The sequence below is a fragment of the Natrinema hispanicum genome, from assembly GCF_900111485.1.
GTDB lineage: Archaea > Halobacteriota > Halobacteria > Halobacteriales > Natrialbaceae > Natrinema > Natrinema hispanicum_A.
This window is the reverse complement of the sequence record NZ_FOIC01000001.1, coordinates 125,639-139,397: the sequence shown is the minus strand read 5'-3', so window position 1 is coordinate 139,397 and position 13,759 is coordinate 125,639. Positions and strand designations below refer to the sequence as shown.

At 64.2% G+C, this 13,759-nt stretch carries 13 protein-coding genes; 6 read left to right on the top strand and 7 right to left on the bottom strand.

Annotation, left to right across the window (positions count from 1 at the left end):
- Window positions 1-141: 141 nt before the first annotated feature.
- Entirely contained in the window at window positions 142-2,670 is a 2,529-nt protein-coding gene (locus BSG09_RS00720) for a DNA topoisomerase I (protein WP_092929079.1), read from the bottom strand.
- A gap of 279 nt (window positions 2,671-2,949) precedes the next feature.
- Here BSG09_RS00720 and BSG09_RS00715 point away from each other — a divergent pair, with 279 nt between their 5' ends.
- The 4 genes from BSG09_RS00715 (at window position 2,950) to BSG09_RS00700 (ending at window position 5,701) form a co-directional block, all read left to right on the top strand.
- Window positions 2,950-3,216 (top strand): YgaP family membrane protein, encoded by a 267-nt coding sequence (locus BSG09_RS00715; protein WP_092929077.1) that lies wholly within the window; start codon window positions 2,950-2,952, stop codon window positions 3,214-3,216.
- 214 nt (window positions 3,217-3,430) lie between these two features.
- Window positions 3,431-4,360 carry a sulfide-dependent adenosine diphosphate thiazole synthase gene (locus tag BSG09_RS00710; protein ID WP_092929075.1) on the top strand — a complete coding sequence of 310 codons (930 nt, stop codon included), beginning with the start codon at window positions 3,431-3,433 and terminating at the stop codon, window positions 4,358-4,360.
- A gap of 17 nt (window positions 4,361-4,377) precedes the next feature.
- Entirely contained in the window at window positions 4,378-5,142 is a 765-nt protein-coding gene (locus BSG09_RS00705; protein WP_092929073.1) for a DUF7001 family protein, read from the top strand.
- Window positions 5,143-5,290: 148 nt separating this feature from the next.
- Window positions 5,291-5,701 (top strand): acyl-CoA thioesterase, encoded by a 411-nt coding sequence (locus BSG09_RS00700; RefSeq protein ID WP_092929071.1) that lies wholly within the window; start codon window positions 5,291-5,293, stop codon window positions 5,699-5,701.
- 14 nt (window positions 5,702-5,715) lie between these two features.
- On the opposite strand, the gene BSG09_RS00695 is transcribed toward BSG09_RS00700, so the two are convergent.
- The 5 genes from BSG09_RS00695 to leuS all read right to left on the bottom strand — a co-directional run bounded on the left by BSG09_RS00695 (window position 5,716) and on the right by leuS (window position 11,259).
- Complete coding sequence (locus tag BSG09_RS00695; RefSeq protein ID WP_092929069.1) at window positions 5,716-6,390, bottom strand: class I SAM-dependent methyltransferase; 675 nt, start codon at window positions 6,388-6,390, stop codon at window positions 5,716-5,718.
- A 9-nt stretch (window positions 6,391-6,399) separates the two neighbouring features.
- Window positions 6,400-7,299: a thiamine-phosphate synthase family protein gene (locus BSG09_RS00690; protein WP_092929067.1), complete on the bottom strand. Its 900-nt coding sequence runs from the start codon at window positions 7,297-7,299 to the stop codon at window positions 6,400-6,402.
- A gap of 75 nt (window positions 7,300-7,374) precedes the next feature.
- Entirely contained in the window at window positions 7,375-7,977 is a 603-nt protein-coding gene (locus BSG09_RS00685; RefSeq protein ID WP_092929065.1) for a DUF420 domain-containing protein, read from the bottom strand.
- Between the two features lie 158 nt (window positions 7,978-8,135).
- Complete coding sequence (locus BSG09_RS00680) at window positions 8,136-8,429, bottom strand: HalOD1 output domain-containing protein (protein WP_092929063.1); 294 nt, start codon at window positions 8,427-8,429, stop codon at window positions 8,136-8,138.
- A 166-nt stretch (window positions 8,430-8,595) separates the two neighbouring features.
- Window positions 8,596-11,259, bottom strand: a complete 2,664-nt coding sequence (gene leuS / locus BSG09_RS00675; RefSeq protein WP_092929061.1) for a leucine--tRNA ligase — start codon at window positions 11,257-11,259, stop codon at window positions 8,596-8,598.
- Between the two features lie 215 nt (window positions 11,260-11,474).
- Between leuS and BSG09_RS00670 the strand changes: the two genes are divergently transcribed.
- Together BSG09_RS00670 and BSG09_RS00665 are read left to right on the top strand one after the other, a co-directional pair.
- A complete protein-coding gene (locus BSG09_RS00670; protein WP_092929059.1) occupies window positions 11,475-11,942 on the top strand; it encodes a hypothetical protein in 468 nt (155 codons plus the stop codon).
- 180 nt (window positions 11,943-12,122) lie between these two features.
- Entirely contained in the window at window positions 12,123-13,100 is a 978-nt protein-coding gene (locus BSG09_RS00665) for an SDR family oxidoreductase (protein ID WP_092929057.1), read from the top strand.
- A gap of 3 nt (window positions 13,101-13,103) precedes the next feature.
- Here the strand turns inward: BSG09_RS00665 and BSG09_RS00660 are convergent, their stop codons facing one another.
- Window positions 13,104-13,559, bottom strand: coding sequence for an SPW repeat protein (locus tag BSG09_RS00660; protein WP_092929055.1), 456 nt, complete (start codon window positions 13,557-13,559; stop codon window positions 13,104-13,106).
- Window positions 13,560-13,759: the final 200 nt, after the last annotated feature.

Sequence of the window (13,759 nt, the reverse complement as noted above, 5' to 3'; positions counted from 1 at the left end):
GACTGTCTCGACAGTTCATCAGTAAGTCGTGACAGTCTCGTACGGACCACACAAACGAGCCACCGCTGGTGACTCCATCAGAGAAGGCAGGGGAACACACCGTCTTCGTAGCGACCAGCGTTCTCGCAGAAACGGACTCTGCTAGGCTTTCGCCTGCCAGCTTCGGACGCGATCGGCGCTGACGCCGTCGACGTCCTCGGCGACCGCGTCGGGGTCGGCCGCGGTCAGATCTTCGAGATCCTCGATCCCCGCGTCAGCGAGTTTTTCGACGGTTTTGGCACCGATGCCGTCGAGCGACTCGAGGTCGGAACCAGATTCGCTCTCGCGAGCCTGGAACTCCTGATAGTTACAGATCGGACAGCCCAGTTCCCAGGGTTCGTCGCCGCTATGGACGACGAGTTCGGGCAGATCGTGTTCGTCGCAGTACTCGTCGGTGACTTCGATCTCGCCGCGGCGGGGCAGCGGCAGCGAGTATTCACAGTCGGGATAGCGCGTACAACCGACGAGTCGCGAGCCGCTCTGGAGCGTTTTGATCGCCAGTTCGCCGCCTTCTTCGGCGGTTTCACCGCCTTCGTCTCGCGACGACTCCGTCGTCGCGCTGCCCTCACCACATTCGGGACAGTCACCGATGATCGGGCCCTCGCCGGCATCCTCGGCCTTACAGAGCGGGCAGCCGTGGACGAACGTCTGCCGGCCTGCGAGCATCTTGACGTGGTGGAGGTCGTGTTCGTCACAGGTCTCCTCCATGATCAGCGGCTTGCCCGTCGAGGGCAGCGGCAGCGTAAACTCACAGTCGGGGTAGCCGTCACAGCCAACAAAATACGACCCGTGGCGGCTCCGGCGCACGAGCAGATCCTCGCCACACTCGGGACACGGCCCCAGTCGCTTGTCGTCTTTCAGCGACTTGCGAAGCTGGTCGCCGATCTCGTCACGCGACTCCGCGAGGTTGGCGAAGATCTCCTCGAGCATCTCCCGCGACTCGTCGGTGACGTCATCGAGGGTCGCCTCACCGCTTGCGATGGCGTCCATGTCGGCCTCGAGTTGGGCGGTCATCTCCTCGCTGACGACGCGGTCGGCGTAGTCTTCGGCAGCCTCGACGACGGCCATCGCGAGGCGCGTCGGTCGTGGCGGATCGCTCTCGACGTAGCCACGGTCGTACAGTTTTTCGAGGATGTCGTGGCGGGTCGATTTCGTCCCGATCCCCAGCTCCTCCATGGTCTCGATGAGCCGCGACTGGCCGTATCGACGCGGCGGCTGGGTCTCTTTGGCCTCGAGCTCGACGTCCGAAAGCGCCAGTTCCTCGCCCTCGTCGACGTCGGGGACGTAGTTCTCGCTCGTGCTGAAGTAGGGGTAGACGTCGTGGTAGCCGGGCTCGACCAGACGCTTGCCGTTTGCTTTGAGCCGGTAGTCGTCGACCTCGGCGACGACCTTGAGGTGTTCCCAGACCGCGGCCTCGGCAACGGTCGCAAAGAACCGGCGGACGACGAGTTCGAAGATCTCCCACTCGTCGTCGGAGATGTCGCCACGGGCAGGGATCTCGCCAGTCGGATGGATCGGCGGGTGGTCGGTCGTCTCCTCGTCACCCTCCGTGGGGGTGATCTCGTCGGCCTCGAGCAGCGATTCGGCCGACTCACCTAACGTGGTGTGGCCGACGAAGTCATCGAGGAGTTCCTCGGGATCGAGATCGTCGGGATAGACGGTGTTGTCGGTCCGCGGATAGGTGATGTAGCCGGCGGTGTAGAGGTCCTCGGCGATCGACATCGCCCGTTTGGCCGAGTAGCCAAGTGAACTGGCCGCGCGGATGAACTGGGTCGTGTTGAACGGCGTCGGCGGCGTGTCGGTGCGGGTCCGCCGGTTGACGTCGACCACTGTCACGGCGTCGCGCTCGGAAAACGTTTCGTAGACCTCGTCGGCGACGGCTTCTTCCCAGACGCGTTCAGCCTCGTTGTCGTCCTCGTCGCGGTAGAAGTACTGGGCTTCGAAGCTCGTCTCGTCTTTTTGGAGGTCGGCGAAGAGCTCCCAGTAGTCCTCGGGATCGAACGCCTCGATCTCGCGCTCGCGGTCGACGATCAGCTTCAGCGTTGGCGACTGCACCCGGCCGACCGAAATGAAGTCCTCGCCGAGTTGCCCGGCAGACAGCGAGAGAAAGCGCGTAAGCGCGGCCCCCCAGATCAGGTCGATGATCTGTCGGGCCTCGCCAGCTGCCGCGAGATCGAAGTCGAGATCGTCAGGCTCGTCGAACGCCTGCTGGACCTCGTTTTCCGTGATCGAGGAGAACCGCACCCGGCGAATGGGGACGTCTTCGTCGACGTTACGGACGATATCGTAGGCCTCCTTGCCGATCAGTTCCCCTTCGCGGTCGTAGTCCGTCGCGATCGTCACGCGTTCAGCTCGGCGGGCCAGCAGCCGCAATGTCGCCACGATGTTCTCTTTCGTCGGCGTCTTCTCGACGCTCGCGTCGATCAACTCGACGGGCTCGACGTCTCGCCAGTCGGAGTACTCCGGCGGGAAGTCCACGCCGACGACGTGGCCCGACAGCCCTACGCAGCGCTTGCCGCCCCACTCGTAGACGTTGACCCCGTTCTCGCGACTCGAGTCGTAGGTGCCGCCGCTCAGGATGTCGGCGATCCGGCGGGCTGCGTTGTCCTTCTCGGTGATTATCAGTTCCACCGCAGACCACCTCCGAGTCCTCGAGCGTCCGGTCGCCGTCGTCGCGGACGAGTATCGGTCATCGTCGCTCGGTACGATTGAGCGTCTCATAACGCTTTCGCCAAAACCGGACGACAGCGCGGGTGTGCGTGCGCTACGCGTCGCGTGGGCGCGTACGTGGAGCACCACATGATGTCGCCTCAGTCCGACCGTCTCCGACTCACTGTGGTGTGGTACCGACTACCTTATTTCTGCTCGATGCCTACGTCCTACCGCGTGTAAACGCGGAGAGACATACTCATGGAGAAAAACGTAGGCGGATTCGATCGTACCTGGCGGCTCGCCGGCGGCGCACTTCTAGCGATCATCGGTGTGGCCGCGCTGGTCGGTGTCGTTTCGATCGGTACCGTGCTGCCGGTCCTGCTGGTCGTCTTCGGTGTCGTGTTTTTCGCCACCGGCGTCCTTCAGAAATGCGTGCTCAACCGGCTGGTTGGACTCGACACCTACCGCGGTGAAGAAGCGGAGACCGACCGGATGGACGAGGTGTCCACCGACCGGCCGAGCTAACCGTCGACGCATACGGTCTGCTGTCCCAGTTTCTCGGTGCACCCACAGGACGGTCGCGGGTGCACCGGTACTGACTGACAGGAGTCCGTCTCACGCAGTCGATCAGCTAAAATCAAGCGGCGACAACTCTTTTGTGAGTGATTCTCTCACTAAATCGTCTTTCAAGCAATCGCTACGACAGTTTTATTACCACTAGATCATACCACCTAGTTGTATGAGCGAATTCGAGCAGTTCAGTCAGGTTGGTGAAGCAGACGTAACGCGTGCGATCGGACAGGAATGGACCGAGGAGTTCATGGACTTCTCGGACTCGGACGTCATCATCGTCGGCGGCGGCCCCTCCGGGCTGACCGCCGCGAAGGAACTCTCCGAGCGCGGTGTCCAGACGATGGTCGTCGAGAAGAACAACTATCTCGGCGGCGGCTTCTGGCTCGGCGGCTTCCTGATGAACAAAGTCACCGTCCGAGGCCCCGCCCAGCAGATCCTCGAGGACCTCGAGGTGGATTACAAACAGGCCCAAGACAGCGAGGGACTCTACGTCGCCAACGGCCCCGAAGCCTGTTCCGGGCTCATCAAGGCCGCCTGTGACGCGGGCGCGAAGATGCAGAACATGACCGAGTTCACGGACATCGTCATCCGCGAGGACCACAAGGTCTCGGGGATCGTCATGAACTGGACGCCGGTCCACGCGCTGCCCCGCGAGATCACCTGTGTCGACCCGATCGCCGTCGAGGCCGACTTAGTTATCGACGCGACCGGCCACGACGCGATGGCCGTCACGAAACTCGACGAGCGAGGCGTCCTCGATGCACCCGGTATTCAGGACGCCCGCGACCGCGGTCAAGTGATGGACCAGACCGAAGACGACACCTACGGCGCGCCCGGCCACGACTCGCCCGGCCACGACTCGATGTGGGTCGGCAAAAGCGAGGACGCCGTCGTCGAACACACCGGGCTCGTCCACGACGGCCTCATCGCGACCGGGATGGCGACCGCGACGACCTACGGCCTCCCGCGGATGGGTCCGACCTTCGGTGCCATGCTCGTCTCGGGCAAGCGCGCCGCCCAGGTCGCCCTCGACGAACTCGAGGTCGACGCAGACCCCGTCGAACTGACCTCGCGCGCCGCACCGGCCGACGACTAACCACACCCTCCCACCCGATGGTCGAACACGTCATCTGCTATCGCGCCCCCACGACGGTCGCCAATGTCGACGCAATCGCCGACTGGCTGCGAGCGCGGATCGACGCCGACGTAGCTGTGCGCGACCGCTTCCTCGAGGTCCATCGCACCGACGACCTCGCGGAGCGATTCGCCGAGGCGCGCGTCACTTCGCCGTACGACCGCGGAACGGGCAACACGATGCTCGGGACGATCCGCTACGAGGAACGCGCCCTCGAGCATCCCGAACGCGAAGGCGGCGTCCTCTACGACGGTGTCCAGATTCAGCGGGCGTTCAACGCCGCGCTCCCCGCCGCAGAACGGGGCCTCGAGACGCTGCACGTCCCGATGCTCGATCGGGCCATCGGCACATGGGGCGACCACGACGGCCGCTGGCACAAGCGCGTAACCGTCCTCGGCCAGCCGGGGCTGGTGTCGGTGCCCGGACTCTACGAGGCCCCCGCAAAGCCCGAGGCGTACTACAAGGAAAAACAGCGCCACGCGCTGCTCTCGGGCGAGACGCCACCACGGGAAGTCCTCGAGAATCAGGTCGAGGGCGACTTCCTGGTTGAGGACGACCCGCGGACGACCGACGCACTGTGTGGGTACGTTCTGGCGGCGTACCACTACCTCGAGACCGGCGAGGCGTTTTGCGACCGTGAGGGCTGTCGCCTGTTCGACGCCCACTACCACGAGGACCTGATCGACGCTCAGTTGCGCGAGCCAGCCTTCTGTAGCGAGCACGCACGACTGTACGCGGAGTGAGACGGGCTGTTGTCACGATGTTCCGGTGCACCCACAATGCGGGTCGCGGGTGCACCGGAACTGACTGACAGGAATCCGTATGGGGTGTCTCGGAGGCGTTTCCGGGACCGGTGCGTATTTTCGTCGCAGTTGCGTTCGAACGTGTACAATGAGCAAGGAGTTTACCGTCAGCATTCCGGTCCAGTATCGCGACCTCGACCCGCAGGGCCACGTCAACAACGCCGTCTACGCGAGCTACCTCGAGACCGCCCGCGTCGACTATCTCGAGGACGTCCTCGAGGTTGCAGCGGCAGACATCTCGTTCGTCGTCGCGACCCTCGAGATCGAGTTTAAGCACCCGATCACGAAGGGTGATGATCCGACAGTCGCACTCTGGATAGCCAACCTCGGCGAATCCAGTTGCACCATGGAATACGAGATCCGTGTCGATGGGACGGTCGCCGCGACCGCCGACACGACGATGGTCCACATCGATCCCGACACGGGACGACCGTCGCCGCTTCCTGACGAGGTTCGAGCGCGAATGGAGCCGTTCGAAAACGTCGATCCGTCAGGGTGACGATCTCAGGACGGTCACCCGAGCAGGCCGCCGGTCAGGCGGACGACGCCGAAGACGTGTGTTTCGTCCGCGACGGCGACCGCACGCTCGCGGAGCCGGGTATGTGCAGCGTCGATCTTTTGCTCGAGGCGGCGAGCCGGATCGTCCTCGTAGCGAAGCTGCGTCGTCGGCGGCGTTGAGAGAACGACAATCGCTCGAAAGACGGCGTTGACCGGCGGGGCGTACCACTCGCGGCTCGGGGCAGCATTGGCGAGCACGACGGTCCCGTCGGGACCAACGAGGTCACACCAGTCGTCGACCGCACCGGCTGGCGCTGCGAGCATCCCCACGACGAACGTCGCGAGGACGGCGTCGATCTCGTCCGGCGTGTCGGCCGCGAGCGGTGGTTGCGTCGCATCACCCTGTAAGACGTAGACGTTGTCATAGTCCGCAGTCGCTGCTCGTGCCCGCTCGAGGACGGGCCGGGTGAAATCGATCCCGATCACGGTCCCCTCGGGACCGACCCGCTCGCGAAGGAAGGGAAGATTCGCTCCTGTTCCACAGCCCATTTCGACGACAGTATCACCGAACTCGAGCCGGCAGGCGGCGGCCGCTCGCCGGCGGAGCTGTGCGATCCCAGGCGTGCGCCGTGCGATCAGATCGTAGAGTCGCGCCCAGCGGCCGTAGAATTCCTGTGATTCCGTCGCCATCGTGGGCGATTAGACCAGCGATCGGACCGTGTCTGCGACCGACTCCGCGTCGGTACCGAGCACGTAGATCAGTGGTTCGATCCCTATCCCGCCGGTCTGGTAGAGCACCGTCGCCGCCGGGTCGTCTTCGATCGCCGCGCCGACACTCGAGGCGACGTCGTCGGATTCGTCGAACTCGGCCGCGACGTGGCCCTGTGCGGCCAGTTCGTCGATCAGTTCCGGATCGTAGGTGATGTTGATCCCAGCCGACACATCTGCGCCGTGGCGACGTGCAGCCAGCAACACGCTTGCAACGTGTTCTGAGACGCCGAACTCGGGATCTGCGGGGACGGTCGCCCGCCCTTTCACGTCGAAGATCCGACCCGGCACGCCCGCAACGTCGTCGACGTCCTCGGCGTCGGGCGTGCAGGCGACGAGGTTCGCGCCGACGGCAGGGATGAGCGCTGTAAAGCCACTCGCCGTCTCGAGGATGCGCAGCCCGCGCCGGAGTGACGAGAGCACTCGCTCGCTGGTTCGCAGGTCGCTTTCGGGGTCGTGGACGCGAAAGCTCGAGCCGTGGTCGGCCAGTTCCGGGACGGCCTCCTCGTGGAGTTGGGCGAGCAGGTCACCGCCGGCCTCGAGTTCACGGATCAGTACCTCGAGTTCGATCAGCGCTTGGACGGGAGAGATCTCTTCGGCAGCCAGCCCTGTCCCGAGTTGCTCGACGAGCTCTTGGACGCGGTCGTCGGTGGCGATGCGATCGTTGACGGTCACGTCGCCGTGGGCGTACTTCGAGACGGCGCTCTGGCTGATCCCGAGGACATTAGCGACCTCGCTCTGGGTGAACCCCCGATCGCGCAGGTCGCCGGCCAGCAGTGACCGGACGGTGGGGAGGAACTCGTCCACGACGATTTCTTCGACGAATTGCATTCGTTGCTCGACGGTACGGGCGGCTGACGTGAGAAGTTGTTGGTCTACTGGGACGCAGCTCCCAGCCGGAGCCGCTCAGACGAGCGGGACGAGCAGCGCCGCGAACTCGTAGTCGAAGATGTGGTTGAGCATCGCGTAGGTGACGACGCCGAGAACGAGACTCAGGATCCACGCGCCGGCAGCGATCCGGCCAACCCTGGCGTGGGCCGTCTGCCGGAGTTCGGCGGGCGTATGGCTCAGTCCGAGGACCAGCGCATAAAGGACGACCGGCACCGAGACGATCGAGAGGATGATATGGATCGCCAGCATGACGAGGTAGGCGTAGTAGACGTTCTGCGGGCCGACGAACTCCTTCGTGCCACCGCCGCCGACCTTGAGCAGATAGACCACCAGGAACCCAAGGATCAACACGAAGCCGCTGACCATCGCTAAGCGATGTTTCTCGACCTCGCCGGCGCGGATCCAGTACCAGCCCAGTGTCAACACCACCGTCGCGGTCGTGTTGATGACCGCAATCACGTGCGAGAGGAGATTGACCTGTGCGTTCGTCAGGTCGGGATAGATCGGCACGTCGAGCAGGAACGTTCCGAGCACCAGCGCGTAGCCGACGATCGTCAGGAGGACCGTGACACCCAGCGGCTGCTCCCGGAGATGCCGTCTCGCATCAGCAGTTGCCATTATCGACCGTTAGGAGCACCGCCGTATCATGCTTGCTGTTCGCCTCGAACTCGATCGAGATCGACGGTGCTGTGGCTTCGGGTCTCAAGTCGCCGTGGCATACGAGTTGCTGTCACCGGATTTCGGCACACTCACCGGCACCAACTGACTGGAACGTCTCAGTCCGCTGGGTCGGCCGATTCCTCGAGCGTCACCGTGCCATCGTCGCCGACGGTGACGTGGTAGCCACAGAACGGAAACGAGACCGCTCCGCCCGGTCTGGTCGCGCCGTTCGACCGCGCGGCAAAGAGCGCGTCGAGCGCTGCCGGGTCGATGACTGCATGAAGCGATTCGTACTGCGGCGGTGCGAGCTCGACCGACTCGATCCCTTCCGCGTCGGCGACTGTTTCGATTACCGCCTGGCTCGGCGGTTTCGTTGGCTGTGCGTCGCTGCTATCGCCACCCTCCACCATCGTATTCGGGCCTTCCAAACCTGGTGGAATAAAACTGTCTTTCGAGACTGTGGCCTCATCTCCGGGTCTCGATATCGACTGTCACAGTCACGAATCCGCTGCATTGGAGCCGTTCAGACGCGAACGAGGGTGCGACGGGAGTCGCCGTGAGCATAGCCAGCGACGGCTACTCGATGTAGATCGCCGGTTTGCCCGGTCGTGCTTTCGCCGCCAGTTCGTCGGCGGCGTCGGCCCGGCGGACGGTGACGGTCGCCCCGAACTCGTCCGTGACGAGCCAGGTCGCGTGCTCGAGGACCTCGAGTTCGCGGGCTGGGCCGAGCAGTTGGCCGGACTCCGCGCCGTCCTCGCGGCCGACCAGTTGCCCGACGAACGCACCGACGGTCTCGCGGTCGGCGGCGACGTCGTCGGCTGCAAGCACCTGCTCGATGATGGTATCAGTGTCGCCGTCGGCACTCGCCTCGTCGACCAGTTCGGCGGCCCGATACTTCCACTCGCGAGCGCAAACCAGTTCGATGCGCTCGGGCTCGTCGATCGCGGCGACGTCGACGATGTCGCGGACGTCCTCGAGTGTGCGTTCGACCAACTGGCGCTCGAGCTGGTAGGCCGATCGATCGCCCGCGGGCTCGGGCCAGTCGGCTTCGACGACGAGTCCGTCACCCCGGAGTTTGTTCCAGAGCTCTTCCCCGAGGTGGGGGGCCATCGGAGCGATCAGCGAAGCCAGCGTCAACAGGCCGCGTCGGTAGACCTCGTCGTGTGGCCGGTCGTACGCGCGGTAACGTCGGAGCAGGCGTGCGAGTTCCTGAATCTCGGTTGCAACACGGTGGAACCGGAACCGCTCGTACTCCTCGGTCACGGCGGCGATCGTCCGGTCGATCTCCCGGTCGACGTACGCGTCGTGATCGCGGCGTTCGACGCGGGTGTCGGCCTCCTCGACGAAGTCGGTCGCCATCCCATAGAGCGTCTGCTGGAGGTCGTAGGCCCCGCGGACGTTGTTAGCCGTCCACTCGAAGTCCTGTTCGGGGTGGGCCGCCGAGAGGACGAACAGCCGCGTCGTCTCCGCGCCGTACTCCTCGGGTGCGACGACGTTGCCCTTCGAACTGGACATCTTCTCGCCGTCGTACAGCACCGTTCCCTGACTCCGGAGCTCCTCGATCGGCTCGCGGTGCTCGAGCAGTCCCAGATCGGCCAGCGCCTTCGTGAAAAAGCGTGTATAGAGCAGGTGGAGGATGGCGTGTTCCTCGCCGCCGACATAGATATCGACGGGGAGCCACTCGTTCGCGCGGTCGGTGTCGAACGGCGCGTCCGCAAGCTGCGGTGAGAGGAATCGCAGGAAGTACCACGAGGAGTCGACGAAGGTGTCCATCGTGTCCGTCTCGCGCTCGGCCGGGGAGCCACAGTCCGGGCACGTCGTCTCTTTCCATTCCTCGGCGGCGTCCAGTGGGTTCCCCGTCGTTCGGACGAACTCGGGGAGTTCGACCGGAAGTTCCGCTTCTGGAACCAGCACCGGCCCGCAGTCGTCGCAGTGGACGACTGGAATCGGCGTCCCCCAGTAGCGCTGGCGGGAGATCAGCCAGTCGCGCAGCCGGTAGGTGACGTCTTCGGAGAGCGCCTCGTGGTCTTCGACGAGTCGCTCGCGGGCCGTCTCGCTGTCGAGGCCGGCGTACTCGCCGCTTCCCTCGAGGGTGCCCTCGCCGGTGTAGGGTTCCGTTTCGTCGCGTTCGCTGTCGTTACTGTCACCTTCGGAAACGATCACGCGCTCGATCGGGAGGTCATGCTCGAGCGCGAAGGCGTGATCGCGCTCGTTGTGGCCGGGAACGCCCATCACGGCCCCGGTACCGACGTCCTCTAAGACGTAGCCGGCGACGTAGACGGGGAGTTCGTCGCCAGTCAGCGGGTGGACCGCGGTCGCATCGGTTTCGATGCCCGAAAAGCCGACCTCGTCGGGGTCCTGTTCGCGGACGGTCTCGACGTAGTCGGCGACCTCGGCGTCCTCCTCGGCCAACTTCCGCGCCAGATCGTGACCCGGCGAGACGACGAGTGAGGTCGCGCCGTAAATCGTCTCCGGACGGGTGCTGAAGACATCGACAGGTTCGGTGTCATCGGTCTCGTGGGACACCTCGAACGTGATCCGTGCCCCCTCCTGACGGCCGATCCAGTTGCGCTGAATCTCGCGGACGCCGTCGGGCCACCCCTCGAGCTCGTCGAGTCCGTCGTGGAGTTCCTCGGCATAGTCGGTGATCGTAAAGAACCACTGATCGAGTTCCCGGCGACCGACGGGGGTCTCACAGCGCCAGCAGACGCGGGTGCCGTCGCGCTCTTCGACCTGCGCGTCGGCTAACACCGTCTCGCAGTCGGGACACCAGTTGACCGTCGCCGCCTCGTAGTCGACGAGCCCTTCCTCGAAGAAGCGTTCGAACAGCCACTGGTTCCACTGGTAGTAGTCGGGCTCACAAGTGGTGATCTCCCGCGACCAGTCGTAGCCAAAGCCCATCGTCTCGAGTTCCTCGCGCATGCGCCGGATACACGCCTGCGTCCAGGACTCGGGGTCGGTCTTGCGCTCGAACGCAGCGTTCTCGGCGGGGAGACCAAAGGCGTCCCAGCCCATCGGGTGGAGCACGTCGTCGCCCTGCATCCGGCGATAGCGCGCGTAAGCGTCCGTAATCGCGTAGTTGCGAATGTGACCCATATGGAGCGTCCCCGACGTGTAGGGAAACATTCCGAGGACGTAGGTCGGATCCTCGGCGTCGGAATCGAGCGCGTAGACGTCGTCACGCTCCCAGACGTACTGCCAGAACTCCTGTACCTGCGCGTGATCGTAATGACTCGTCATTATCGGGAGATCCGTTGCGTGTCACTCAGTTGGCCGGCTATATCATTGTTCGGCCACGGACGACGGTCTTGCCGAGCGTCATGGCCGGCGGTGGCTGCGTCGACCGCCCGCTCGAGCGGCCCGACGCCGGTCGAATGGGAACGCGAATGCAGTGCCTATGGTCCTGTGGACTGAACGTAACAAAGCGAATTGATCGTCTCCCCTCGAGTAATCGAATGTCTCGCTCCCGTGACGATCGTCCATCGACGATCACATTTTTCGTCACCATCGTGACCGTAGTACTCGTATTCAGTGCGCTTGCGGTCGTGTTCGCCCCGGAACTGACAACCAACGAGCCGACGACGTCCGGGATCGGCTCGGATGGGGTGAACGCGCCAGACGACCGCGAGCACGCCGATGAGCCTGAATCGGCGACGGCCACGAGCGATCCGACCGACGATGGTGTCGATAGCGGTTCGGATGACGAACCCGGAGTGGCTGCCCAGCCAGTCGACAGTGATCGTGACGACCGTGCCGAGACTGATGACGACGAAGATGACGACGGCCTCGAGATCGTCGAACGGACACTCGAGGAGACCGGCATTACCGACGACTCGGACGACCGCGAGCGTGGTCCGCCCGTCGGTGCCGGACCACCCGACGATGCAGGTCCTCCTGATGACTTCGACCCGTTCGACGACTGAGACGGACTGCTGGAAGTCGGTTCTGGCGTATCGGCACGACGGGTCGTGGGACCTGTCGGAACTGACAACCAATCATCGGATATGTCATCCCCTCGGTGCCGCGAAACGTCTCGTATTTCGTGACAGTCTCCGGACGTTACTGACGGGACGCCCTTTACTCATGATAGCATAACACATCGCATGCCTTCGACTGCACTCGTCACCGGCTGTTCGTCGGGCATCGGCTACGAAACGGCCCAGACACTGCTGGCCGATGGATGGGACGTCTACGCGACCGCGCGGGACCGCGACCGAGACGGCCTCGAGAACTTGGCTGACCGCGGTGCCGAACCCGTCGCACTCGATCTGACCGAACCAGCGGACATCGAACGTGTCGTCGCTCGCGTCCACGACGAAGCCGGCGGTGTCGACTGTCTGGTCAACAACGCGGGCTACGGCCAGTTCGGCCCGGTCGAAGACGTACCGACGGACGTACTCGAGCGCCAGTTCGCCGTCCACTGTTTTGGCCCGCATCGGTTGATACGGGCAGTGGTACCGGGTATGCGCGAACGCGGTCGTGGCCGGATCATCAACGTCACCAGTGCTGCCGATCGCCTCGCGCTGGCCGGCATCGGCGGCTATAACGCATCGAAATGGGCCCTGGCAGGGCTAAGCGACGCGCTCAGACAGGAACTGGTCGGGTCGGACGTCGAAGTCGTCGTCGTCCAACCCGGCCTCGTCGCGACGCCGTTTTACGATCGCGCCCTGCGTGAACTCGACGCGGCCGCGACGGCAGCGCGATCGCCGTCGTCCACGGACGAGGACGTGACGATCGATGCGACAGACGCCGACGTGACCGTCGTTAGACCGACGCAGTATACCGATCTCTACCGCGTGCTCCAGCAAGTTCGCGCCGTCGAGGGCGGTGGCCGCCTCGTCAACAACCCCGAAGACGTCGCCGAGACGATTCTGACGGCTGCGACGGTTCCCGATCCAGAAACCCACTACCGTGTCGGTACACTTCCATTGCTTGGCTCGTTGTACGGAACGCTCGTGCCAGCGACGCTCCGAGACCAGCTCACGAAACTCGGGATTCGGCTAGCCGCAAGCGAACCCGTCCTCGAGTTGCTCGAGCGACGGACGCCCGAGGCAGGGACCGAGCCGTATCCACGACGGTGACGGTTACGTTTGTGCGGCCGTCCCGCGTGGAACCTCGCGGCCGCCGGTGTAGGCGATGTACGCCGACAGTCCTGCGGCGACGAGGCCTGACAGGATGTTACTCCAGATCAGGCCGGTGGACGCGGCCTCGAGGCCGCTCATCGCGAACTCGCCGCCGATGGCCCACTGGGAGATGAAGACCCACAATCCCAGCAGGGCGACGAGTGACATCACGCCGGTGCTGGTGGCGTCGGCGTTGGTGAGCCGGTAGTAGTTGTAGCCGGCCAGCAGGAAGATCGCACCGCCGACCAGCAGGTCGTTCCACAGCATGGACGCTGCCGGCCCGTAGACGAACGGCGAGAGGGCGATCCATAGCCCGATCAGGGAGACGAATCCACTCAGCCACTTCTCCCCGTCGGAGCCACGCTGCCGGGTGGACGAGTCACCGGTCGCCGGGTCGTTGGTTGTGGACTCACTCATATTCAGTCCTACCGCGAAGGCGCTGAAAAAACGTGCCGGCCGTTACAGTCCGGCCGTGAGAATCCGTTCGAGCGATCGTTGCACCCGGATTTCGTAATGAGCGATGAGGGACTTCCAAATCCGTGTTATCCCTGTCCAATCGGTGACTGGCACCGGCTACCCAAATTCGGTAATCGTGGTTTACGCTCCTCGGGATTCGA